The sequence below is a fragment of the Amycolatopsis sp. NBC_00438 genome, from assembly GCF_036026695.1.
GTDB lineage: Bacteria > Actinomycetota > Actinomycetes > Mycobacteriales > Pseudonocardiaceae > Amycolatopsis.
Window position 1 is genome coordinate 6,076,777 of record NZ_CP107923.1, and the last position, 22,253, is coordinate 6,099,029.

The 22,253-nt window shown below is 71.0% G+C and carries 20 protein-coding genes; 10 read left to right on the top strand and 10 right to left on the bottom strand.

The window, feature by feature from the left end; translation table 11 throughout:
* Positions 1-89: 89 nt before the first annotated feature.
* Entirely contained in the window at positions 90-476 is a 387-nt protein-coding gene (locus OG494_RS27010; protein ID WP_328443296.1) for a hypothetical protein, read from the bottom strand.
* A 62-nt stretch (positions 477-538) separates the two neighbouring features.
* Between OG494_RS27010 and OG494_RS27015 the strand changes: the two genes are divergently transcribed.
* A complete protein-coding gene (locus tag OG494_RS27015; RefSeq protein ID WP_328443297.1) occupies positions 539-1,120 on the top strand; it encodes a TetR/AcrR family transcriptional regulator in 582 nt (193 codons plus the stop codon).
* A gap of 115 nt (positions 1,121-1,235) precedes the next feature.
* Here the strand turns inward: OG494_RS27015 and OG494_RS27020 are convergent, their stop codons facing one another.
* The 3 genes from OG494_RS27020 to OG494_RS27030 are packed head-to-tail and all read right to left on the bottom strand — an operon-like array spanning position 1,236 to position 4,760.
* On the bottom strand, positions 1,236-2,237 hold the full coding sequence (locus tag OG494_RS27020; protein WP_328443298.1) for a Gfo/Idh/MocA family protein: 1,002 nt from the start codon (positions 2,235-2,237) through the stop codon (positions 1,236-1,238).
* 28 nt (positions 2,238-2,265) lie between these two features.
* The gene (locus tag OG494_RS27025; RefSeq protein WP_328443299.1) at positions 2,266-3,753 is read right to left on the bottom strand and encodes a CoA-acylating methylmalonate-semialdehyde dehydrogenase; all 1,488 of its coding nucleotides are present in this window, start codon (positions 3,751-3,753) and stop codon (positions 2,266-2,268) included.
* An 8-nt stretch (positions 3,754-3,761) separates the two neighbouring features.
* Complete coding sequence (locus OG494_RS27030; protein WP_328443300.1) at positions 3,762-4,760, bottom strand: LacI family DNA-binding transcriptional regulator; 999 nt, start codon at positions 4,758-4,760, stop codon at positions 3,762-3,764.
* A gap of 125 nt (positions 4,761-4,885) precedes the next feature.
* Here OG494_RS27030 and OG494_RS27035 point away from each other — a divergent pair, with 125 nt between their 5' ends.
* Genes OG494_RS27035 through iolD form a run of 8 tightly spaced genes read left to right on the top strand, consistent with a single transcriptional unit; the run spans position 4,886 to position 13,163 of the window.
* Positions 4,886-5,764, top strand: coding sequence for a TIM barrel protein (locus tag OG494_RS27035; protein WP_328443301.1), 879 nt, complete (start codon positions 4,886-4,888; stop codon positions 5,762-5,764).
* Positions 5,765-5,784: 20 nt separating this feature from the next.
* Complete coding sequence (locus tag OG494_RS27040) at positions 5,785-6,789, top strand: sugar ABC transporter substrate-binding protein (RefSeq protein ID WP_328443302.1); 1,005 nt, start codon at positions 5,785-5,787, stop codon at positions 6,787-6,789.
* 10 nt (positions 6,790-6,799) lie between these two features.
* Positions 6,800-7,843 carry an ABC transporter permease gene (locus tag OG494_RS27045; RefSeq protein ID WP_328443303.1) on the top strand — a complete coding sequence of 348 codons (1,044 nt, stop codon included), beginning with the start codon at positions 6,800-6,802 and terminating at the stop codon, positions 7,841-7,843.
* Positions 7,840-8,625, top strand: a complete 786-nt coding sequence (locus OG494_RS27050; protein ID WP_328443304.1) for an ATP-binding cassette domain-containing protein — start codon at positions 7,840-7,842, stop codon at positions 8,623-8,625. Before OG494_RS27045 ends, OG494_RS27050 begins: the two co-directional genes overlap by 4 nt.
* Positions 8,622-9,551 carry a 5-dehydro-2-deoxygluconokinase gene (gene iolC / locus OG494_RS27055; protein WP_328443305.1) on the top strand — a complete coding sequence of 310 codons (930 nt, stop codon included), beginning with the start codon at positions 8,622-8,624 and terminating at the stop codon, positions 9,549-9,551. Before OG494_RS27050 ends, iolC begins: the two co-directional genes overlap by 4 nt.
* A complete protein-coding gene (locus tag OG494_RS27060) occupies positions 9,548-10,444 on the top strand; it encodes a Cgl0159 family (beta/alpha)8-fold protein (RefSeq protein ID WP_328443306.1) in 897 nt (298 codons plus the stop codon). Before iolC ends, OG494_RS27060 begins: the two co-directional genes overlap by 4 nt.
* Positions 10,441-11,331 carry a 5-deoxy-glucuronate isomerase gene (gene iolB / locus OG494_RS27065; RefSeq protein WP_328443307.1) on the top strand — a complete coding sequence of 297 codons (891 nt, stop codon included), beginning with the start codon at positions 10,441-10,443 and terminating at the stop codon, positions 11,329-11,331. Before OG494_RS27060 ends, iolB begins: the two co-directional genes overlap by 4 nt.
* Positions 11,328-13,163, top strand: a complete 1,836-nt coding sequence (iolD, locus tag OG494_RS27070) for a 3D-(3,5/4)-trihydroxycyclohexane-1,2-dione acylhydrolase (decyclizing) (protein WP_328443308.1) — start codon at positions 11,328-11,330, stop codon at positions 13,161-13,163. The genes iolB and iolD overlap by 4 nt, the downstream gene beginning before the upstream one ends.
* Here the strand turns inward: iolD and OG494_RS27075 are convergent.
* Positions 13,160-14,542 carry a cytochrome P450 gene (locus OG494_RS27075; protein ID WP_328443309.1) on the bottom strand — a complete coding sequence of 461 codons (1,383 nt, stop codon included), beginning with the start codon at positions 14,540-14,542 and terminating at the stop codon, positions 13,160-13,162. The two genes, iolD and OG494_RS27075, sit on opposite strands and share 4 nt — an antisense overlap.
* 76 nt (positions 14,543-14,618) lie before the next feature.
* Between OG494_RS27075 and OG494_RS27080 the strand changes: the two genes are divergently transcribed.
* On the top strand, positions 14,619-15,191 hold the full coding sequence (locus OG494_RS27080; protein WP_328443310.1) for a TetR/AcrR family transcriptional regulator: 573 nt from the start codon (positions 14,619-14,621) through the stop codon (positions 15,189-15,191).
* Here OG494_RS27080 and OG494_RS27085 read toward each other — a convergent pair.
* From OG494_RS27085 to OG494_RS27105, 5 genes are all read right to left on the bottom strand, one after another.
* Positions 15,181-16,122 (bottom strand): hypothetical protein, encoded by a 942-nt coding sequence (locus tag OG494_RS27085; RefSeq protein ID WP_328443311.1) that lies wholly within the window; start codon positions 16,120-16,122, stop codon positions 15,181-15,183. The genes OG494_RS27080 and OG494_RS27085 overlap by 11 nt on opposite strands.
* Positions 16,119-17,348, bottom strand: a complete 1,230-nt coding sequence (locus OG494_RS27090) for an MFS transporter (protein WP_328443312.1) — start codon at positions 17,346-17,348, stop codon at positions 16,119-16,121. The genes OG494_RS27085 and OG494_RS27090 overlap by 4 nt, the downstream gene beginning before the upstream one ends.
* A gap of 13 nt (positions 17,349-17,361) precedes the next feature.
* Positions 17,362-18,960, bottom strand: a complete 1,599-nt coding sequence (locus OG494_RS27095; RefSeq protein WP_328443313.1) for a discoidin domain-containing protein — start codon at positions 18,958-18,960, stop codon at positions 17,362-17,364.
* Positions 18,961-19,443: 483 nt separating this feature from the next.
* Positions 19,444-20,511, bottom strand: a complete 1,068-nt coding sequence (locus tag OG494_RS27100; RefSeq protein ID WP_328443314.1) for an NAD(P)-binding domain-containing protein — start codon at positions 20,509-20,511, stop codon at positions 19,444-19,446.
* Positions 20,512-20,555: 44 nt separating this feature from the next.
* The gene (locus OG494_RS27105; protein WP_442874501.1) at positions 20,556-21,779 is read right to left on the bottom strand and encodes a diguanylate cyclase; all 1,224 of its coding nucleotides are present in this window, start codon (positions 21,777-21,779) and stop codon (positions 20,556-20,558) included.
* Between the last annotated feature and the right edge of the window lie 474 nt (positions 21,780-22,253).

Sequence of the window (22,253 nt, forward strand, 5' to 3'; positions counted from 1 at the left end):
CGGGCTCAGCCGGTTGGCGCGCATCCCGGCGAGCGCGCGAAGGAACCGGACGTACGGCGACCAGCGAACCGGCTGGGCGACCCGGCCGGTCACCGCCAGTTCGGCGCGGTCCAGGAGCTGTTCCAGCAGCGCGTCGTGCAGGGGCGGAACACCAGCGGCCAGCTCAGCCGGGCCCAGCCGTGCAGCGTCCCGGCCAGGACGTGCGTCAGCGTGTCACCCGAAATCGTGAACTCGTGGTAGCCGTGCAGGCCTTTCGGCGCCGTGAAGCGGAACCGCAGGCGATCGGGCGAGACCTCTTCGAGGACGTACCGGACGGGACCGTGGCCCGCGGTCGTGCCCGGGGCGGGCGGGCCGTCGAGCCGGGTGGGCGGCCAGTCGGCGACCGGCCAGAGCCGGTCGTCCCCGGTGCCGAGCGTGGCCAGCAGCTCGAGCGGCACCGGCCGCGGGAACCTCCGGGTGTGGACGTTGCGAACCATGGCACAACCCTCCGTTCTGGAGACTGTCCTCCAGAACGTAACAGAGGATAGTCTCCAGAACCATGGGCCGGCCGGCAACACACACCACAGCGCAGTTCCTCGACGCCGCGACGACGTTGTTCGCCGAGGGCGGCGCCCGCGCGGTCACGATGGCCGCGACGGCCAAAGCCGCGGGCGCGCCGAACGGCTCGATCTACCACCGGTTCCCGGACCGCCCGGCCCTGCTGGCCACCCTCTGGCTCCGCACCCTGCGCGACTTCCAGGCCCTGTTCGTCGAGACCCTCGGCGACGCGGCTTCGGTGGACGCGGCGGTCGAGGCCGCCACGAGCGTCGTCCGCTGGTGCCGCAAGCACCCCGACGGCGCCCGCGTCCTCGACGCCGGCAAGCAGGCTTTCGGCCCCGCAGACTGGTCCCCCGAAGCCGTCACGGCCCTGACCGCCGCGGAGGAAGAACTCCGCGCGGCTCTGAAGCGGGCGACGCTCTCCCTGCCCTCGCTCACCGGCTGCACGGACGAGGACGTCGTGCTGGCCCTGGTCGAGATCCCGCGCGCGGTCGTCCACCGCTACCTCTCGACCGGCCGCACTCCCCCGCCGAAGGCCGCCGACCTGGTGGAACGCACAGTCCGCAAGCTCCTCCGCCCGTGATCAGAACGTCAACACCCGTGGTTGGCGAGTCAACACGACCGGCTTGCGGCGTGTCGTCCTCCTGATCACGCGTGTCGGCTTCGCAATCACGCGTGTCGACCCCTCTCTCACGGAGTCAGCGGCGGACCTCCGTGAGCTTCACCGGGCGGCGCTCCCGACGCGAGACTTCGCAGGCTTCGGCGATGTAGAACGCTTCGAGCGCGTCCGCCGCGACGCACGGCGATGGCGCGCGACCGGCCACGACGTCGAGGAAAGCCTTCAGCTCCGTTGTGTACGCCGGGCGGAAGCGCTCCATGAAGCCCGGGTACGCCGGACCCGGCAGCGCGGGGACTCCCGGCTCGACCGAGCGCAGCGGCGCCCGGTCGTCCAGGCCGACGACCACGCCGGAGACCGAACCGAGGGCCTCCAGGCGGACGTCGTAACCGGCGCCGTTGTAGCGGGTCAGGGACACCGTCGCCAAGGAGCCGTCGTCCAGGGTCAGGGTGGCCGCCGCCGTGTCGACGTCGCCCGCGTCGGCGAAGAACCGCTCGCCGCGGTTGGCGCCGATCGCGTAGACCTCTTCGATCTCGCGGCCGCTCACCCAGCGGATGATGTCGAAGTCGTGGACGCCGCAGTCGCGGAACAGCCCGCCCGAGTGGGCGACGTACTCCGCCGGCGGGGGTGCCGGGTCGAACGTCGTCGCGCGCAGTGTGTGCAGCCAGCCCAGCTCACCGGACGCGACCGCCGCGCGCGCCGCCGCGTAGCCCGCGTCGAACCGGCGCTGGAAGCCGATCTGGACCGGGACGTCGGACGCGCCGATCCGGTCGATGACGGCCAGGGTGCCCGGGATGTCGGCCGCGACCGGCTTCTCGCAGAACACCGGCAGGCCCGCGTCGACCGCCGCGATGATCAACCCCGGGTGGGCGTCGGTGGCCGCCGTGACGACCAGGCCGTCGAGGCCCGCGGCGAACAGCCCCTCGATGCTCGCCGCGACCTCCACTCCCAGCTTCGCCCCCGCGGCCTGGGCGCGCGCGGTGTCGACGTCGGCCACCACGACCGACTCGACCTCGTCGAACCCCTTGAGCGTCTCCGCGTGCGCGGTGCCGATCCGCCCGGTGCCCGCCAGTCCCAACCTCATCGTCGTAAACCCTCCTGTGTCCGAAAAATCAGCGGTGCGTGGGGAAACCCAGGTCGACGCCGTTGGCCTGACGCGGCCAGCGTGACGTGACGGCTTTCGCCCGCGTGTAGAACCGGACGCCCTCGGCGCCGTGGACGTGCGTGTCGCCGAACAGCGAGTCCTTCCAGCCGCCGAAGGAGTAGTAGGCCATCGGGACCGGGATCGGGACGTTGATGCCGACCATGCCCACCTGCACGCGGCGCTCGAACTCGCGCGCGGCCAGGCCGTCGGTGGTGAAGATCGCCGTGCCGTTGCCGTACGGGTTGGCGTTGACCAGCGCGAGCGCCTCCTCGAAGGTGTCCGCGCGGACGACGACCAGCACCGGGCCGAAGATCTCGTCGGTGTAGACCGACATCCCGGTGGTCACGTGGTCGAACAGGGTCGGCCCGACCCAGAACCCGGCACCGGGCCCGTCGAAGGTCCGGCCGTCGACCACGAGGGACGCGCCCGCCTTCTCCCCTGCGTCCACATAGGACACGATCCGGTCGCGTGCGGCACCGGTGACCACCGGTCCCATCTGCGAGGTCTCGTCCGTACCAGGGCCCGTCTTCAGCTCGCGGGTCCGGGACGCGATCGCGTCGACCAGCTCGTCACCGCGGTCGCCGACCGCCACGACGACCGAGATCGCCATGCACCGCTCCCCCGCGCTGCCGTAACCCGCGGACACCGCCGCGTCGGCCGCGCCGTCGAGGTCGGCGTCCGGGAGCACGATCATGTGGTTCTTCGCGCCGCCGAGGGCCTGGACGCGCTTGCCCGCGGCCGTCCCGGTCTCGTAGACGTGCCGGGCGATCGGCGTCGACCCGACGAACGACACGCCGGTGATGTCGGGGTGCACGAGCAGCGCGTTGACGGCTTCGGCGCCGCCCTGGACGACGTTGAGCACGCCCGGCGGCAGCCCGGCCTCGGCGAACAGCTCGGCGAGGCGGATCGACGCCGACGGGTCGCGGTCGGACGGCTTGAGCACGAACGTGTTGCCGCAGGCGATGGCGATCGGGAACATCCACATCGGCACCATCACCGGGAAGTTGAACGGCGTGATGCCGGCGACGACGCCGAGCGGCTGGCGCAGCGAATACGCGTCGATGCCGCGGGAGACCTGGTCGGAGCGCTCACCCTTGAGCACCTGGGCGATGCCGCAGGCGAACTCGACGACCTCCAGCCCGCGCTGGACCTCGCCCGCGGCGTCCGAGAGCACCTTGCCGTGCTCGGCGGTGATCAGCGCGGCCAGCTCGTCGCGGTGCGTGTCGACCAGTTCGCGGAACTTGAACAGGATCCGGGTGCGGGCGGACAGCGAACTGTCGGCCCAGTCGTGCGACGCCTTGACCGCCGACGCCACCGCGGTGTCCACATCGGCCGGCCCGGCCAGGACGACCTGCCGGGCCACCTCCCCGGTCGCGGGCTGGAAGACGTCGCCGCGGCGGGACGACACCCCGGCCGTGCGGGCGCCGTCGATCCAGTGCTGGACGAGTTCGGACACGGAGTCTCCTAAGCGTGCGCGGTGGTCGACCGGACCACCAGGGACGGGTGCAGCAGGTGCCGGACGGGTTCGGTGCGCTCCCCGCGCACGCGTTCGAGCAGGGCCTCGAAGGCCAGCCGCGCCATGTCCTTGCGCGGCTGGTCCACGGTGGTCAGCGAAAGGTGCCGCAACGCGGCGAGCGAGGTGTTGTCGTAGCCGACGACCGACACGTCCTCCGGCACGCGCAGCCCCGCTTCCTCGAGGGCCGAAATCGCCCCCACGGCGTTGAAGTCGTTGCCGGCGACCAGCCCCGTCGGCAGGTCCGGGCGCGCGTACGCGGCGAGCAGCTCCCGCACGGCGTTCTCGCCGCCGATGTCGGTGTGTTCACTGCGCACGACGATCGGCTCGAGACCGTGCCCCCGCATGGCGGCCTCGAAGCCGCGCCGCCGCTGCGCCGCCCCGGCCGCACCGCCGCCGTCGAGGTGGGCGATGCGCCGGTGCCCGAGGCCGACCAGGTGGTCGACGGCCAGCGCGGAACCCGCCTCGCCGTCGTCGTTCACCGTGTCCACTGTGGACGCACGCGCGGTGCGCGAGACCAGCACGACCGGGCACTGCCGGGCCGCGACCTGGATCGCCGAGGCCGGCACGACCGGCGACAGCAGGACGATGCCCGCCGGCCGGAAGGAAAGGAGGTTGTGCAGGGCGTTCCACTCGCGCGTGGGGCTCCGGCCGCCCGTGTTGAGGATCAGGTCGAAGCCCGCCGCCTGCGCGGCGCTGTCCAGTTCTTCGACGATGTCGGCGAAGAACGCGTTGCGCAGGTCGTTCACCATCACGCCGAGCACCGTGGACGTCCGGCTGGCCAGCGACCGCGCCATGACGTGCGGCTGGTAGCCGAGTTCCTCGGCCGCGCGCCGGACGGCCGCCCGCCGCGCCTCGGAGACCTTCGGTGAATTCCTCATCACCAGGGAGACCAGCGCGCGGGAAACCCCCGCCCGCGCGGCCACGTCCTCCATGGTCGGACGCACCATCGCCGCACCTCCCAGCGTGTGGGTTACGGGCCGGAAACAAGCCCTTGACTTTGCTGTGACGGACGCTACAAGATTAGAGCGCTCTAATCAATAGAGCGCTCCAACGGACCAACGGAGGGCCCGCTGTGCCAGCGACGATCCGAGTAGCCGCCGCCCCGATCTCTTGGGGCGTCTGCGAAGTCCCCGGCTGGGGCCGCGTGCTGGACGCGCCGACCGTGCTGCGCGAGATGGCGGAACTCGGCGTCCGGGCCACCGAACTGGGCCCGCCGGGTTATCTCCCCCGCGACCCGGCCGAGCTGCGCGCGTTGCTCGGGGAGCACGACCTGACGCTCGTGGGCGGCTTCCTCGCCGTCGTGCTGCACACCGACCAGGAAACGGCGCTCGCCGAAGCCGAGGAGTCCGCCGCGCTGTTCGCCGCGTGCGGGGGTGACGTCCTCGTGCTCGCCGCCGCGACCGGTCTCGACGGTTACGACGAACGCCCGCGGCTCACCGACGCCGAATGGGCGACGCTCGTCGAGACCGCCGGCAAGATCCGGGACATCGCCCGGGGCCACGGCCTGCGCACGGTGCTGCACCCGCACGTCGGGACGCACGTGGAGCAGCAGGCCGAGGTCGAGCGCTTCCTCGGCGATTCCGATCTGGGGTTGTGCCTCGACACCGGACACCTGATGATCGGCGGGACCGATCCGGTCGAGCTGGCGAAGCGGTTTCCCGAGCGGGTGGCGCACGTGCATCTGAAGGACGTCAAGGGGGACCTGGCCGCCGAGGTCCGCGCGGGGCGGCTCGGGTACACCGAAGCGGTCGGGCGGGGCCTCTACGTGCCGCTCGGCGAGGGGGACGTGGACGTGGCGTCGATGGTGCGCTCCGTCCAAGCGGCGGGCTACGACGGCTGGTACGTCCTCGAACAGGACACCGCCCTGGATGAGGCGAGCCCCGACGACGTGCCTCGCCGCGACACCGAGCGCAGCCTCGCGGAACTCGCGAAGATCGTGCACGCCCTCTAACTGGTCCCAAAGGAGTGACTGTGTTTTCGTTCAAGAGAAGCTTCGCCGTGGTGGCGGCCGTCGCCGCCACCGGACTGGTGCTCGCCGCCTGCAGCGGGCCGAGCGCCGACAACTCGAACAGCAGCTCCAGCGCCCCTTCCTCGGCCGCCGCGCCGCCGGGTTCGAGCGGCCCGCTCAAGATCGCCGTGGTCACCCACGGCAGCGCCGGTGACGCGTTCTGGAACGTCGTCAAGAACGGCGCCGAGCAGGCCGGCAAGGACCTCGACGTCGGCGTCGACTACTACGCCGACGGCGACCCCGGCAACCAGGCCAAGCTGATCGACAACGCCGTCGCGCAGAAGGTCGGCGGCCTGGTCGTGTCGATGGCGAACCCGCAGGCGCTGCAGACGTCGATCCAGAACGCGGTCAAGGCCGGCATCCCGGTCGTCACGATCAACTCGGGCGAGGACCAGAGCGCGGCGTTCGGCGCGATCGCGCACGTCGGGCAGAGCGAGGGCCTCGCCGGCCAGGGCGCCGGGCAGCGGCTCAAGGCGGCGGGCAAGACGAAGCTGCTGTGCGTCATCCACGAGGCCGGCAACATCGGCCAGAACCAGCGTTGTGACGGCGCGAAGCAGACCTTCGGCACCGTCTCGACGCTGCAGGTCGACATCTCCAACCCGACCGACGCGCAGGCGCGGATCCGCGGCGCGCTGCAGGCCGACCCGTCGATCGACGCGGTCCTGGCGCTGAACTCGCAGGTCGCGGCCCGCGCGGTGGACGCGGCGAAGGAAGCGAGCTCGAAGGCGCAGGTGGCGACCTTCGACCTGAACGCCGATGTCGTGGCCGCCATCAAGGCGGGCACCATCCTCTTCGCCGTCGACCAGCAGCAGTACGAGCAGGGCTACCTGCCGGTCGTGTTCCTCAAGCTGTACAAGGAAAACGGCAACACCATCGGGGGTGGCCACCCGGTGCAGACCGGTCCGGGCTTCGTCGACAAGACCAACATCGACACCGTGGCCCCGTACGCGCAGCGCGGCACCCGCTAAGGGGAGTGACATGACCGCAGCGATCCAAGCAGAGCCGGACGAGCGAATAGCGAAGAAGAGCCTGACCGACCGGCTGGTCGTCCGGCCGGAGATCGGGGCCCTGCTCGGCGCGGTCCTGGTGTTCGTCTTCTTCTCGGTCGTCACCGGCCAGTTCCTCAGCCCGCTCGGCGTGGCGACCTGGCTCGACGACTCGTCGACGCTGGGCATCATGGCCGTGGTGGTCGCGCTGCTCATGGTCGGCGGCGAGTTCGACCTCTCGGCGGGCGTGATGACGGCGTCGACGTCGCTGGTCACCGCGATCCTGGCGACGCAGGCGGGCTGGAACGTCTGGCTCGCGCTGCTGGTCTCCCTGGTGTTCGCCCTCGGCGTCGGCGCGTTCAACGGCTGGCTGGTCATGAAGACCGGCCTGCCCAGCTTCATCGTCACGCTGGGGTCGTTCCTGGCCCTGCAGGGATTGAACCTCGGCGTGACGCGGCTGGTCACCGACACCGTCCAGGTGTCGGGGATGCGCTCGACCAGCGGCTACGAGTCGGCCGGCGGCCTGTTCGCCTCGACGTTCGACATCGGCGGCACGGAATTCCAGTCGTCGATCATCTGGTGGATCGTCGTGACGGCGATCGCCGCGTGGCTGCTGCTGCGGACCCGGTTCGGCAACTGGATCTTCGCCGTCGGCGGGTCGCAGGTGTCGGCCCGCTCGGTCGGCGTGCCGGTGGTGCGCACGAAGATCCTGCTGTTCATGGGCACCGCGCTGGGCGCGTGGCTGGTCGGTTCGATCAACATCCTGCGCTTCGCGAGCGTGCAGGCCAACCAGGGCATCGGGCTGGAGTTCCAGTTCATCATCGCCGCGGTGATCGGCGGCTGCCTGCTCACCGGCGGCTTCGGCTCGGCGGTGGGCGCGGCGATCGGCGCGCTGATCTTCGGCATGGCGCGCCAGGGCATCGTGTTCGCCCAGTGGAACAGCGACTGGTTCATGCTGTTCCTCGGCATCATGCTGCTGGCCGCGGTCCTGGTCAACAACGCCTTCCGGCGGCGCGCGGAAAGGGTGCGGCGATGAGTCCCCTGCTGGAAGTCAAGGACATCGGGAAGACCTACGGCAGCGTCATCGCGCTGCGCGACGTGTCCACTGTGGTCAACGCGGGCGAGGTGACCTGCGTGCTCGGCGACAACGGCGCCGGGAAGTCCACGCTGATCAAGATCCTGGCCGGGGTGCACCAACACGACCGCGGCGAGTTCCTCGTCGAAGGTTCGCCGGTGCGCTTCGCATCACCGCGCGAGGCGCTGGACCACGGCATCGCGACCGTGTACCAGGACCTCGCGGTGGTGCCGCTGATGAGCGTCTGGCGGAACTTCTTCCTCGGTTCGGAGCCGACGGTGGGGTTCGGCCCGTTCAAGGCCTTGGACCGCAAGAAGGGCCGCGAGACGACCAAGCAGGCGCTGTCCGACATGGGCATCGACCTGCGGGACGTCGAGCAGCCGGTCGGCACGCTTTCCGGTGGTGAGCGCCAGTGCGTCGCGATCGCGCGGGCGGTCTACTTCGGCGCGAAGGTGCTGATCCTCGACGAGCCGACGGCGGCCCTGGGCGTCAAGCAGGCCGGCGTCGTGCTCAAGTACGTCGCCCAGGCCCGCGACCGCGGGCTCGGCGTCGTGCTGATCACGCACAACCCGCACCACGCGTTCCCGGTCGCCGACCGGTTCCTGCTGCTCAAGCGGGGCGCGCCGCTCGGCTCGTACGAGAAGAAGGACATCGACATCAACGAGCTGACCCGGCAGATGGCGGGCGGTGCGGAACTGGAAGCGCTCGAACACGAACTGCGGCAGGTGGAAAAGACGCCATGACCCTCGAAGCGCTGACGATCGGCCGGGTGGGCGTCGACCTCTACCCCGAGCAGAGCGGCGTCCCCCTGGCCGAGGTCAGCACCTTCGCCAAGTCGCTCGGCGGGACCGCGACCAACGTCGCGGTCGCCGCCGCGCGGCTCGGGCGGTCGGCGGCGGTGCTGACCAAGGTCGGCCCGGACGGCTTCGGCGACTACGTCCGGCAGGCTCTCGACGGCTTCGGCGTCTCACCGTCCTATGTGGGCACTTCACCGGACCTGCAGACGCCGGTGGTGTTCTGCGAGCTGAACCCGCCCGCGGACCCGCCGCTGCTCTTCTACCGCTCCCCCGTCGCGCCCGACCTCACGCTGACCGAGGCGGACGTGCCGTGGGAGGTCGTCGAGTCGGTGCCGCTGCTGTGGGTCACCGGCACGGGCGTCTCGGTCGAGCCGGCCCGGGCGACGCAGCGGAAGATCCTGGAGACCCGGGGCCGCCGCGAGCACACCGTGCTGGACCTGGACTACCGGCCGATGTTCTGGTCGTCGGTGGAGCAGGCCCGCGAGGAAATCGGCTCGATGCTGGACCACGTCACGGTCGCGGTCGGCAACCGGACCGAGGTGGAGGTCGCTGTCGGCACCGCGGACCCGGACGAGGCGGCGGACCGGATGCTGGAGCGCGGGCTGCGGCTCGCGGTGATCAAGAAGGGCGCGGACGGCGTGCTCGTCGCCACGCCGGACGGCCGGTGGACGGTGCCGCCGCTGCGCATCGACGTCGTCTGCGGCCTCGGCGCGGGTGACGGCTTCGGCGGCGCGCTGATCCACGGGCTGCTGTCCGGCTGGGACCCGGTGCGGATCGCGGAGTACGCGAATGCGGCGGGCGCGCTGGTCGCGTCCCGGCTGGCCTGTGCCGACGCGATGCCGACCGCCGCGGAGATCGAGGAGCTGCTGTGACGACCTTGCTGACGGACGACCGCTGGCGCGAGCTGCTGCACACCCGGGCCACGAACCCCGGCGCGGTCCGCCAGGCGTACGCGACGCGCAAACGGCGTTCCCAGCTGCTGTCCGACTCCGGGACGCTGTTCCTGGTCGCGGCCGACCACCCGGCCCGCGGGGCCCTCGGTGTCGGCGGGGACCCCCTCGCCATGGCCGACCGGCGGACCCTGCTCGACCGGCTGCTCGTCGCGCTGGCCAACCCCGCGGTCGACGGCCTGCTCGGTACTCCGGACGTCGTCGAGGAGCTGCTGCTGCTCGGCGCGCTGCACGACAAGGTCGTGATCGGCTCGATGAACCGCGGCGGCCTGGCCGGCGCGGACTGGGAGATCGACGACCGGTTCACCGGCTACGACGCCGCCAGCCTGATCGACTGCGGCCTCGACGGCGGCAAGATGCTGCTACGGCTGGTCGACTCCGACCCGGGCACGATCCCGACGCTGCAGGCCTGCGCGACCGCCGTCACCGAGCTGGCCGCGTACGGGCTGATGGCGATGGTCGAGCCACTGCCCTACACCCGCGAAGGCGGGAAGCTGGTGCTGCAGAAGGATCCCGCGTCCCTGGCCCGGGCCGTCACGGTGGCGTCCGGCATCGGCACGACGTCGGCGCACACCTGGCTGAAGCTGCCGTCCACCGACTCGCCCGAGGTCCTCGGCGCGACGACACTCCCGGTCGTCATCCTCGGCGGGGTGCCCTCGGGTGATCCCGCCGGCGACCTGGCGTCGTGGGGCCGGACGCTGCGCCACGACGTCGTCCGTGGCCTGGTCGTCGGCCGCACCCTGCTCTACCCGCCCGATGGTGACGTCGGCTCGGCCGTCGATGCCGCCGCGAAGGTTCTGGAGGCCGCGAAGTGAGCGCGTTGCACCGTCCACACGGGACACTGTCCGAAGACTCCGACCCGATCGTGCTGACGCCGGAAGCGGCGGGCTGGGCGTACACCGGGTTGCAGGTGCTCAAGATCGGCAGGCGGCTGCCACGCACGATCGAGACCGGCGAGTTCGAGGCGTTCGTGCTGCCGCTGTCCGGCTCGCTCACGGTCCGCGTCGACGACGAGGAGTTCGAGCTGGAGGGCCGTGACTCGGTGTTCAGCCGGGTCACGGACTTCGCCTACGTCCCGCGCGACGCCGAGGTCGAGCTGACGTCGTCCACGGGCGCGGTGGTGGCGCTGCCGATGGCCCGCTGCACCCGCCGCCTAGAACCGAAGTACGGCCCCGCCGACGGCGTCCCGGTCGAGGTCCGCGGCAGCGGCCAGGCGACGCGGCAGGTGACCAACTTCGGCGTGCCCGGGGTGTGGGACCACGCCGACAAGCTCAACGCGTGCGAGCTGATCACGCCGGGCGGCAACTGGTCGTCGTACCCGCCGCACAAGCACGATGAGGCGTCCGAGTGCGAGGTCGTCAACGAGGAGATCTACTACTTCCGGATCGCGGGCCGGGACGGTGTGACGCCGTCGCGCGAGGGCTTCGGCCTGCACCGGACGTACACCGCGGACGGCGAGCTGGACGAGGACGCCGCGGTCCGCGACGGCGACGTCTTCCTGATCCCGCGCGGCTACCACGGCCCGTGCGTCGCGGCGCCCGGCTACCCGATGTACTACCTGAACGTCCTGGCCGGGCCGGCGGACGAACGCTCCATGGCGTTCTGCGACGACCCGGCGCACAGCTGGATCCGCGACACGTGGAAGTCCGAGGACCTCGACCCGCGCTGTCCGGTGACCGACCACGAAGGGCGGGTCCGGTGAAGCTGACGACGGCTCAAGCGCTGGTCAAGTGGATCCTCGCGCAGCGTTCGGAAACCCTCGACGGCCGTGAGGTGCCGCTGTTCCCGGGGGTGTTCGCGATCTTCGGGCACGGCAACGTCCTCGGGCTCGGCACGGCGCTGGAGGAGCACCGCGGCGAGATCCCGGTCTGGCGCGGGCACACCGAGCAGGGCATGGCCCTGGCCGCGGTCGGCTACGCGAAGGCGACACACCGGCGGCAGGTCGGCGTCGTGACGTCGTCGATCGGGCCGGGCGCGCTGAACATGGTCACCGCCGCCGGGGTCGCGCACGCGAACCGGCTGCCGGTGCTGCTGCTGCCGGGTGACACGTTCACCAGCCGCGCGCCGGACCCGGTGCTGCAGCAGATCGAGCCCTTCGGCGACGGCACCGCGACGGTCAACGACGCCTTCCGCGCGGTCAGCCGCTACTTCGACCGGATCACCCGGCCCGAGCAGCTGCTCTCGGCGTTGCCGCAGGTCGCGCGGGTGCTGACGGACCCGGCCGACGCCGGCCCGGTGGTCCTGGCGCTGCCGCAGGACGTCCAGGCCGAGACATACGACTTCCCGGAGGCCCTGTTCGAGCCGGTGACGCACCGGCCGCTGCGCCCGCGTCCCGACCGCCGGGCGGTCACCGAGGCGGCAGGGGTGCTGCGCGCGTCCAAGCGGCCGCTGCTCGTGCTCGGCGGCGGCGTCCGCTATTCCGGCGCCGGACGCCGCGCGCTGGACTTCGCCGAGCGGCACGGCATTCCCGTCACCGAGACCACCGCGGGCCGCACGCTGGTGCCGCACACGCACGACCTCAACGCCGGCCCGCTCGGGATCACCGGCTCGACGTCGGCGAATGTCGTCGCGGCCGAGGCGGACGTCGTCCTGGCCGTCGGCACCCGGTTGCAGGACTTCACGACGGCGTCCTGGACGGTGTTCTCCGCCGACGTCCGGCTGGTCACGCTGAACGCGGCGAGGTTCGACGCGGTCAAGCACGGCGCCCTGTCGGTGGTCGGCGACGCGGACGCGGGCCTGGCCGACCTCGGCGCGCAGCTGGAGAGCTGGCGGGTGGATCCGTCGTGGACGTCGCGAGCGGCGACCGAGCGCGCGAAGTGGGACGCGCACATCGACTCGCTGCGGTCGGCGGCCGCGGAAATCCCGTCGTACGCCCAGGTCGTCGGAGTGGTGAACGACCTCTCGGATGCGGACGACTACGTCATGACGGCGTCCGGCGGGATGCCGGGCGAGCTGATCGGCGGCTGGCGCGGGTCCGGCTCCGTATCGATGGACGTCGAATACGGCTTCTCGTGCATGGGCTACGAGCTGTCCGGCGCGTGGGGCGCGGCGATCGCCCACCCCGGCCTGGTCACGACGTTGCTGGGCGACGGCTCGTACCTGATGCTGAACTCGGAGCTGTTCTCGGCCGCGTTCGCCGGGCACCCGTTCGTCGCGGTGGTGTGCGACAACGACGGTTACGCGGTGATCGCGCGGCTCCAGCAGGGTCAAGGTGGGAAGCCGTTCAACAACTTCTACGCCGACTGCACGACGTCACACGCATCACCACCGCGGGTCGACTTCGCCCGCCACGCGGAGTCGTTGGGCTGCCTGGTTTTCACAGCGTCCACAGTGGACGACATCCGCTCGGCGTACGCCCAGGCGCGCGAGGCCGCGGTGGCCGAGAAGCGCCCGGCGGTCGTGGTCGTCAAGACCCAGCCGTCGGCGTGGACCGAAGCCGGGGCCTGGTGGGAGGTCGGCGTCCCCGAGCACCTCGCCGGGCGGGACGAGTTCGAGCGGGAGAAGGGCACACAGGTGCGCTACCTGCGTACCTAAGCCCTCGCAGTAGCCCGATTCCGCACCCGCGGCCGCACCGTGAACCCGCTCGGCTTGAGCGTCAGGGACTCCACGATCTTGAGCTCGTACGCCGGGTCGACGTCGAAGTCGTAGCGCTGCAACACCATCCCGAGCGCGAGCACGGCTTCGTGCAGCGCGAACTGGCGGCCGATGCAGGCGCGCTCGCCCGTCCCGAACGGCTTGTACGCCTGCGCCGGCCGCTTCTTCACCGCCGCGGGTTCGAAGCGGTCCGGGTCGAACGCCTCGGGGTCCGGGCCCCAGACCGCCGGGTCGCGGTGGACCAGGGGCAGCGGCACGATCACCCAGTCGCCCTTGCGCATCCGGTACTTCCCGCCGAGGACGACGTCTTCGCGGGCTTCGCGCGAGTAGCCCGGCGCCGTCGGCCAGAGCCGCATCGCCTCGTCGAGCACGCGTCGCACGTAACGCAGCTTCGCGACGTCGCCGAAGGCGGGCTCGCGGTCGCCCCAGACGGCGTCGACCTCGGCGCGGGCCTTGTCCAGGAGTTCCGGGTGCCGCGTCAGGTAGTACAACGCGAACGACAGCGCGCCCGAGGTCGTCTCGTGGCCGGCGACGACGAAGGTGATCGCCTGGTTGCGGATGTTGATCGGGTCAAGCCGCTCGCCGGTCATCGGGTGGCCCTCGGTGAGCATCAACCCGAGCAGGTCGCGGCTCTCCTCGCCGCTGATCCGCCGTCCTTGGATGACTTCGTCGACGAGGTCGGTCATGACGGCGATGTCGGCCTGGTTCTGCTCGGCCGTTCCGGCGAACGCGCGCCGGACGAACGGCAGTTTGACGTTCTGCAGCTGCGCGAACCGCAGCGAACGCTGCATCGCCGTGACGAACGGGTGCGGCTCGGCGCGTTCGAACGACCCGAACCGGTAGCCGAACCCGGCGAGGCCGATCGTCTCCAGCGTCAGCCGGGTCATGTCGGCGGCGACGTCGACCGGCCCGGTCGCGGTGTCCCAGCGCGCGACGAGCTCGCGGGCGACGTCCAGCATGACCGGGTGGTAGCGGCGCATCGCCTCGGCGGAGAAGGCCGGCTGCAGGATGTCGTGCGCCAGCCGCCAGTTCGGCTCGTGCGTGTGGGCGGTGAACAGGCCGTCACCGGCGACCGCGCGCAGGTTCTCGATGCCCATGCCGACGTGCTTGCCGAATTTCGTCTCGTCGTTCAGCTCGGTGACGAGGTCGACGCCGCCGACGAAGACGATCTCGAAGCCGAAGATCTTGCGGGTGAAGACCGGCCCGATCTTCCGGCCGATGCGCAGGGTGTCCTGCAGCGGCGTGCGCGGGTTCGCGCCGATCAGGTCGCCGACCACGGGCAGGCGGCCCGGCCGGTGCGGCATGCCGGTGGTGTCCACGACGCCCCCTATTGAATCCGAATCCAATAACGCCACGATCCCCCGCTACTGAACCCGTGTCAAGTAAGATCGGGGGATGCGGACGAGGCTGAGCACCGAACAGCGGCGCGAACAGCTCCTGACGATCGGCGCCGGGTTGTTCGCGAAACGGCCGTACGACGAGGTCTGGATCGAAGAGGTCGCCGAGATCGCCCAGGTCTCCCGCGGCCTGCTCTACCACTACTTCCCGACCAAGAAGGACTTCTTCGCCGAGATCGTCCGCGGCCAGCGCGACCAGCTGCTGGCGATGAGCGAGCCCGACCCGGCGCTACCGGTGACCGAGCAGCTGCGCGCCGGGCTCGACGTCTACCTCGAGTTCGCGCGCACGCACCCGGACGGCTACCGGATCGTGCACCGCGCGATGGGCGGCGAAGACGGCGAGATCCGGCAGATCCGCGAAGCCGGGATGGCCGCGAACGCGTCACGCATCCTGGACGCCGTGAGCCTGCTGACCACGGTCACGGACACGACCCGGCTGGCCGTCCGCGGCTGGCTGGCGTTCGTCGCGGCGATGATCCTCGATTGGCTCGACCAGCCGAAGGTCACCCAGGAGGAGCTGCGCGACCTGTGCGTGCGGACGCTGTTCGCGGCGGTGGGCGTCACCCCGTGACAGCCGGCGACCCGGCGTCCGCGACCAGCCGTTCCGGACGGCCGAAGCCGTCCGCCGGAACCGCCCAGACGGCGTTGCCCAGTCCGTAGAGGACCCGGTCGCCCTGCCAGAGAGCCTGGTCGTCGACACTGCGCGGCTCGGCGAGTTCGGACTCCTCCAGCGTCTTGAGGTCGAGCACGGACAGCCGCCAGACGCCGTCGCCGACCTTCTTCTTGAACGCGACCCGGGTGCCGTCCGGTGACAGCGACGGGCACTCGACGTTCTCTCGCAGGGCTTTGCCGCGGTAGCGCGCGTAGTCGGCTTCGACGAGGTAGGTCTTGCCCTTGCTGCCGAGCGTCGCGTAGAAGCGGTTGCTGTCCCCGGCGAAGGTGATGCCCCAGTAGTTGACGTCGGCGGCGAAGTAGCGCTGGCCGTCGAGGAACACCGGGAGCTCCTCGATCGTCTTGACCAGCCGTCCGGTGTCGACCTCGTAGACGCCGGCGCGGGTCGAGAAGCCGGTGGCCGCGTAGGAGTCGCCGGTGACGAAGACCGTCCAGTCCACGCGTTTACCGTCCGGGGAGACCCGCGCGCGGCTCGGCGTGCCCGGCACGGCCTCGGAGTGCCGGACGGCGAGGTGGTCGTCGAGGACCAGGACGTCGGTCACCGGCGGAAGCGTGCCGGGCCGGACGGCCAGGCATACAGCGGTCTGCCGCGCCACCGCGAACCGGTCGCACTTCAGGCCGCTGACCTGTGGTTTTGCCCCCGGCTCGACGAGCGGGACGGCGGCGACACGGCCGGTCGACACCTGCCGGAACAGCAGCTGACCGGGCGCGAGGGTGAGCTGCGCGGCCGGCCCCGCCTCGGCGGCGTCGGGACGCGCGTTGACGATGTAGGTGACGGCCGCGGCGATCAGGAGCGCGGTGCCGGCCAGGGCGAAGACGAGTTTCCTCACGGCCGCACCGGCTTCGCGAACGCGGCGGCGAGGACGACGGCCACCAGGCAGCCCGCGGCGACGAGCACCGCCGGGCGCAGGTCCCACAGCGTCCAAGCGAGTCCGAAGAGGACGGACGAGACCATCCGCGCCCCGGCCTGCCCGGTCTGCACGACGGCCATCCCGGTCGCCCGGAGATGACGCGGGATGAGCGGGCCGGCCGCGGCCATGAGGACGCCGTCGGTGGCCGCGTAGAACAGGCCGTGGAGGCCGAGCGCGACCACGGCGAGCACCGGCGCGGCAGGCCCGCAGAGCAGGCCGAGGGCCAGGCACAGCGCGGCGTGCCCGCCGAGGAACACCGGCCACCGCCCGATCCGGTCGGCCAGCCGCCCGAGCGGGACGGCCAGCAGGAGGTACACCCCGGCGGTGCCCAGCGGCAGGAGCGGGAAGTACGTCGCCGCGATCTCCCAGCGCCGCTGCAGCACGAGGTAGACGAACGAGTCGCCGACGGTCACCAGGCCCAGCACCGCGGCCCAGAGCGTGACGCGCCGGAAGTCCGCGTCGCGCAGAAGACCCGCCGCGGCCCGCAGCGACACGGCGGCGCGATCCACCGTGCCGGGCCGGTCACGGACGAACAGGGCCAGCAGCAGCACGGCGATCACGGCAACGCAGAAACTGGTGAAGAACACGCTCGTGTAGCTGCCGAGGCTCAGCGCGAGCACGACCATCGCGACGAGCGGGCCGAGGAACGCGCCGACGGTGTCGAGCGCGCGGTGCACCCCGAACGACCGGCCGAGCGTGCCGGGCTCGCTGCTCAGGGAGATCAGCGCGTCGCGCGGCGCGGTGCGCACCCCCTTGCCGGTGCGGTCGGCGGCGAGCACGACACCGATCGCGGCGACCGAAGAACCGGCCGCCACCAGGCCGAGCTTGCACACCGCGGACAGGCCGTACCCGAACCCGGCGACCGCCTTGAGCCGCCGCCACCGGTCGGCGAGGTGCCCGCCGAGCACCCGTACGAGAGCGGTGGCACCGGCGTAGAGGCCGTCGAGCAACCCGAACTGCAACGGGTTCAGGCCGAGGCCGAGCACCAGGTAGAGCGGGAGGACAGCGGTCACCATCTCCGAGGAGACGTCGGTGACCAGGCTGACCATTCCCAGCGCCACGACGTTGGCGGACACCCGTTTGAGCGCGGGCTTCCGGTCGGTCCCGGCCGCCAGGTCCGAGGTACGGCTTGCCGCGATGTACATGCCCGGTCCCCTTCTAGTGGCAGGTGTAGGTCGGGCTGCTGTCGAGGACCTTGCCGTCGACGCCGATCAGCTGCGTCTGGAACGACGTGTCCGTCATGGACAGCTTCAGGACGCCGAAGGTCTTCAGCAGCTTGGCGGTCGTCGCGTGCGCCGGGCTCAGGTCGTAGAGGTTCGCGCCACCCGAACCGCCGACGATCTCGACCGGACCGTTGGCGTCGGCCTTGCCGTCGGCGTTCTGCGGGACGAACCGCTCGTAGTCGTGGTCATGACCGTTGAGAACGAGGTCGACCTTGTTCGCCGTCATGATGTTCCACAGCTCGACGCTGTCCTTGTTGTCGCCGTGGTCACCGGAGCTCCACCGCGGGTGGTGGTAGTACGCCGCGACACAGCCCTTCTTGTTGGCGGCCAGGTCCTGCTTCAGCCAGGTGAGCTGCGGCGGCTCGGCGAACTCGTCGTGGGTGACGAAGTCGTTGGAGTCGAGGGCGATGAAGTGCCAGTTGCCCATTTCCCAGCTGTAGTAACGCTTTCCCTGTGGCTTCGCGATGGCGCCGAAGTAGTCCTCGTAGCCCTTGAACTTGGTGTCGTCGTACGACTCGTGGTTGCCCGGGATGGGGTGGGTGATGTTCTTGAACTTGCCCCAGGTCTTGTCGTAGTAGGCTTTGAAGTCGGAGAGGTGGGCGTCGTCGTACTGGTTGTCCCCCATGGTGATCACCGCGGCGGGGTTCATCTGCTCGACGAGTTTCGCGGTCTTGACGTGCACGCAACTCGAGTCGCTCGCGGTGCAGCGCTCGGCGATGTCCCCGGCGGCGGCGAGGATGAAACCGGTGCCACTGCCCGCTTTGGTCTTGACGGTGACGGGTGCGCTCGCGGCCGAGACGTTGCCCGCGGCGTCCCGGGCCCGGACGCCGTAGGTGTAGCCGGTGTCCGGCGCGAGCCCGGTGTCGGTGTAGGACGGCGTGGCACTGGTGGCGACGACCTGTCCGTCGCGCAGGACGTCGTACCCGGTGACACCGACGTTGTCGGTCGCGGCGTTCCAGCTCAGCCCGGCGCTGGTGGCCGTCGTGGTCGTGGCCGCGAGCCCGGCCGGAGTGCTCGGCGCCTGGGTGTCGCCGGCGGAGTCGGGCGTGCCGTAGGCCTGCAGTTCCCAGAGCGAGTAGCCGTACTTCGTGGCGCGCGTGACACCGACGAAGCGCAGGAAACGGCCGTGTGCTTGGAGTCCGGTGAGGTCGTCGGTCTTGCCGTCGCCGTTGTCGACGGTCGTGACGGTGGTGAACTGCGTGCCGTCGTCGGAGACCTCGATCCGGTACTTCTTGGCGTAGGCGGCTTCCCAGGTGAGCTTGACCTGGTGGATGCTGGACGGTTGCCCGAGGTCGACCCGCAGCCACTGCGGATCGGCGCTGACGGCGCTGGCCCACCGGGTCTGCGTGCTGCCGTCGACCGCTTTGTCGCCGTTGAGCGACGCACTTTCGACGGTGGACGTCGCCACCGGTTTCCCTTGGGAGAGCAGGACATCGGCTTGGGTGGTGGCGGCGGCGATCGCGGACGGCAGCAGGACGACGACGGCGATCGGCGGCGCCAGCCGGGCGAAGGGACGAAGGCGGAAGGGTGACACGTCGCGCTCCTTGGGGCCGGACGGTGGCTGGGCTGCGGCGTAGGTGAACTTTCCTAAAACAGTTAAGAAACTTTCTTAACTAAGAAGACTGTATCGAGGGCGGGATTCGACTGACAAGGGTTGTCCGGCTCTTGAATCGGTCAAGAGGGTGAGTTCGGAGTCGTTCTCGCAGGTCAGCCGACGTGTCGCTGACCGGGACACTGCCCCGGCGCCTGGGACTGACACGGTTTCCGCCCCCGCCCGCCCTCCCGGCCGGCCAGGCGTCGCGCCGATTTTGTCGGTCCCTGCGGGTAGCCTGGAATTCGGGGGCTTCTCGCGCCGCCTTTCGAGCAATTCCCTTACCGCACAACAAAAATCTACCGTCGAGCTTGACCCCGAGGTTCACCCGATTCAGCGATGATCTTCGCACGCGTGTTCGGTAGCGTAAGGGGCATGACGTCGACCGACGAGTTTCCCGTTACCCCGCACCGAAGACCCATGGCCTCACGAACGCGGGCGCAGCTGTTTCCGGATCTCCGCCACGGCGGCCCGCCCCGCGCGGTTCGCCCCGACCGTGCTGGACGAAGGCCCGTACCCCACCAAGTGCAATCGCGGTTCGAGCACGACCCGTGTCCCGTCCACGCGGATCCCGCCGCCCGGCTCGCGCACGTGCAGCGGCTTGAGGTGGTCGATCGCGGCGCGGAAGCCCGTCGCCCAGAGGATGACGTCCGCGTCGAAGCGCGAGCCGTCCGCCCACTCCACTCCCGAAGGCACGATCCGGGAGAACATCGGCCTGCGCTCGAGGATGCCCGCGGCCCGAGCGGCCCGGACCTCCGGCGTCACGGCCAGATCGGTCACGCTCACCACGCTCTCCGGCGGCAGCCCAGCACGCACACGCTCTTCGACCTTCGCGACGGCGTTGCGACCCCAGTTCTCACTGAAGGGCTCGTCGCGCCAGACGGGCGGACGTCGCGTCACCCAGGCCGTCGCGCGGGCGAGCGGGGCGAACTCCATCAGCAGCTGCACCGCCGACGCCCCACCGCCGACGACCACGACCCGCTTGCCGCGGAACGCTTCCGGCCCGGTGTAGTCCGCCGTGTGTACCTGCTGGCCCTCGAATGTTTCCTGGCCTGGGTAGTGCGGCCAGAACGGCCGGTCCCAGGTGCCGGTGGCGCTGATCACCGCGCGCGCCGCCCACGACTCGGCCGGGCCGGCCACCACGAGCCGGTCCCCGGCGCGCGTCACCGACTGGACATCGACCGGGCGCACGACCGGCAGGTCGTACACGCGCTCGAAGCGCGCGAAGTACTCCGAGACGACTTCGGAGGCGGGGCGGGTGACATCCGGGGTGCCGAAGGCCATGCCGGGCAGGTCGTAGATGCCATGCACCTTGCCAAGCACCAGCGACGGCCACCGGTACTGCCAGGCACCGCCGGCGCGCTTGCCGTGGTCGAGCACGACGAACCCGGAGCCGTTCGCGAAACCGGCGCGGCGCAGGTGGTAGGCCGCCGACAGCCCCGCTTGGCCGGCCCCGACCACCACCACGTCCGTCTCGTGGTCCGCGCTGCTCATGTCGTTTTCAACGGCTGGCCGGCGCGCGTATTTCGCGCGCTACGTCACACGGCGACCCGGTTGCGGCCCGCGTCCTTCGCCCGGTACAGCGCGGCGTCCGCCGACCGCAACACGTCGTCGAGCGCCGGTCCCGCGTCCGGGAACCGCGCGACCCCGATCGACACCGAAAGGCCACCGACCCGGACGGTCCCGCCACCCGTCGAGATCACGACGTTCAGCTCCCCCACCGCGACCCGCACCCGCTCGGCGATGCCCAGCACGTCGGCGCGGCCGATACCCGGCAGCAGCACGACGAACTCCTCACCGCCGAACCGGCCGACCGTGTCGCCCTGACGCACCGCACCGGAGATCGCCACCGCGACCGCGGCGAGCACGTCGTCGCCGGTGAGGTGGCCGTAGGTGTCGTTGATCCGCTTGAAGTGGTCGAGGTCGATCATCAGCACGGCGAACCCGCCGACGGCCCCACGCCGCAGCGCGCGAGCGTGCTCCCGGACGGCGGACTCGTGCCAGCCCGCGGTGTTGAGCAGACCGGTCTTCTCGTCGGTGACGGCGGCGACCTGCAATTGCTGCTTGAGCAACAGGTAACGGTGCAGCAGGAGCAACGGCGCGATCACGAACACCACGAGCACCGGCTGCTCGACCAAGGCCAGGGCGGCGAGCCCGCCGAGGCAGAGCGTCGCCACCTCGAACGCGTTGTCCTCCCAGGTGCCGACGAGGTCCGTGGCCGACCGCTGGCTCGTGTAGAGGTAGATCCCGGCGGCGACGAGGCCGGCGTTCACGAGCTCGAACACCACAGCGGCCAGGCAGAGCGCGACCAACCCACGCGGCGTCTGCACGGGCGTCCCGTGCAGCCCCGTGAGCGTGAGAACGGACGAAGCGGCGAAGCAGGAGAGCATCGCCCAGGCGGTGCTCGCGACGAAGCGGTGCGCGGGGCGCGTCCGCACCTGGCGCCAGACCCGCACCCACAGGTGCGTGTAGAGCACCAAGGCCAGCAAAGCCACCCAGGCAGGAGGGAGCAGCACAACACCGGCGAGGTACCAGACGGAGGTGACGTTGATGTGTGTCTGCCCGCTCATCCACCGGCGCAGCCGCTCGATCCGGCGGGACATCTCGGCCTGAGCGACACCGAGCGCGACCAGCACGCCGAACCAGATCGGCCGCACCGGTCCCCCGAAGCCGGTGGCCAGCGCGACCCCGGTGGCCGCGACGGCGGCCAGTTCACAGCAGAGCGCGTAGGTGATCCAGCGGCCCTTCGCCCCGGTCCACATGACCCAGCGCGCAGGCCAGCCCGACCAGGAGGAGAGGACTTCCCGTCGCACGGCGGCCTGGGCTCTCAAGCGCCGCGACCACGGAGGTGACGGACCGGCATCGTGACGTACCCCTTGCGCGAAGTTCGGCCGACCAGGTAGCCCAGCGTAGCCGGTCGAGCGACCGGCGTCGCCGGTCCAGGCGAATTGCGGTGAAGGTACTGCCCCCGAAGACCCGCTGAGGGTAGATCTACCCAGCTCCGACGATCACGAACGTGGGAGTCCCGCGGCGGCGACAGCGGAACGGGTAACCCACCGGCCCCCTGCCGACGGCTTCCGGACCGCAAGGCAACGACCACCGGCGCGGCAACTCGAACGCCAACCCACCCGAGCCTTCCCCCACCGCAAGGCAACGACCACCGGAGGAGCAACTTAAACTGCGAACCCACCCAGCCTTCCCACGCCCCAAGGCTGCGACCACCGGAGGGCAACTCC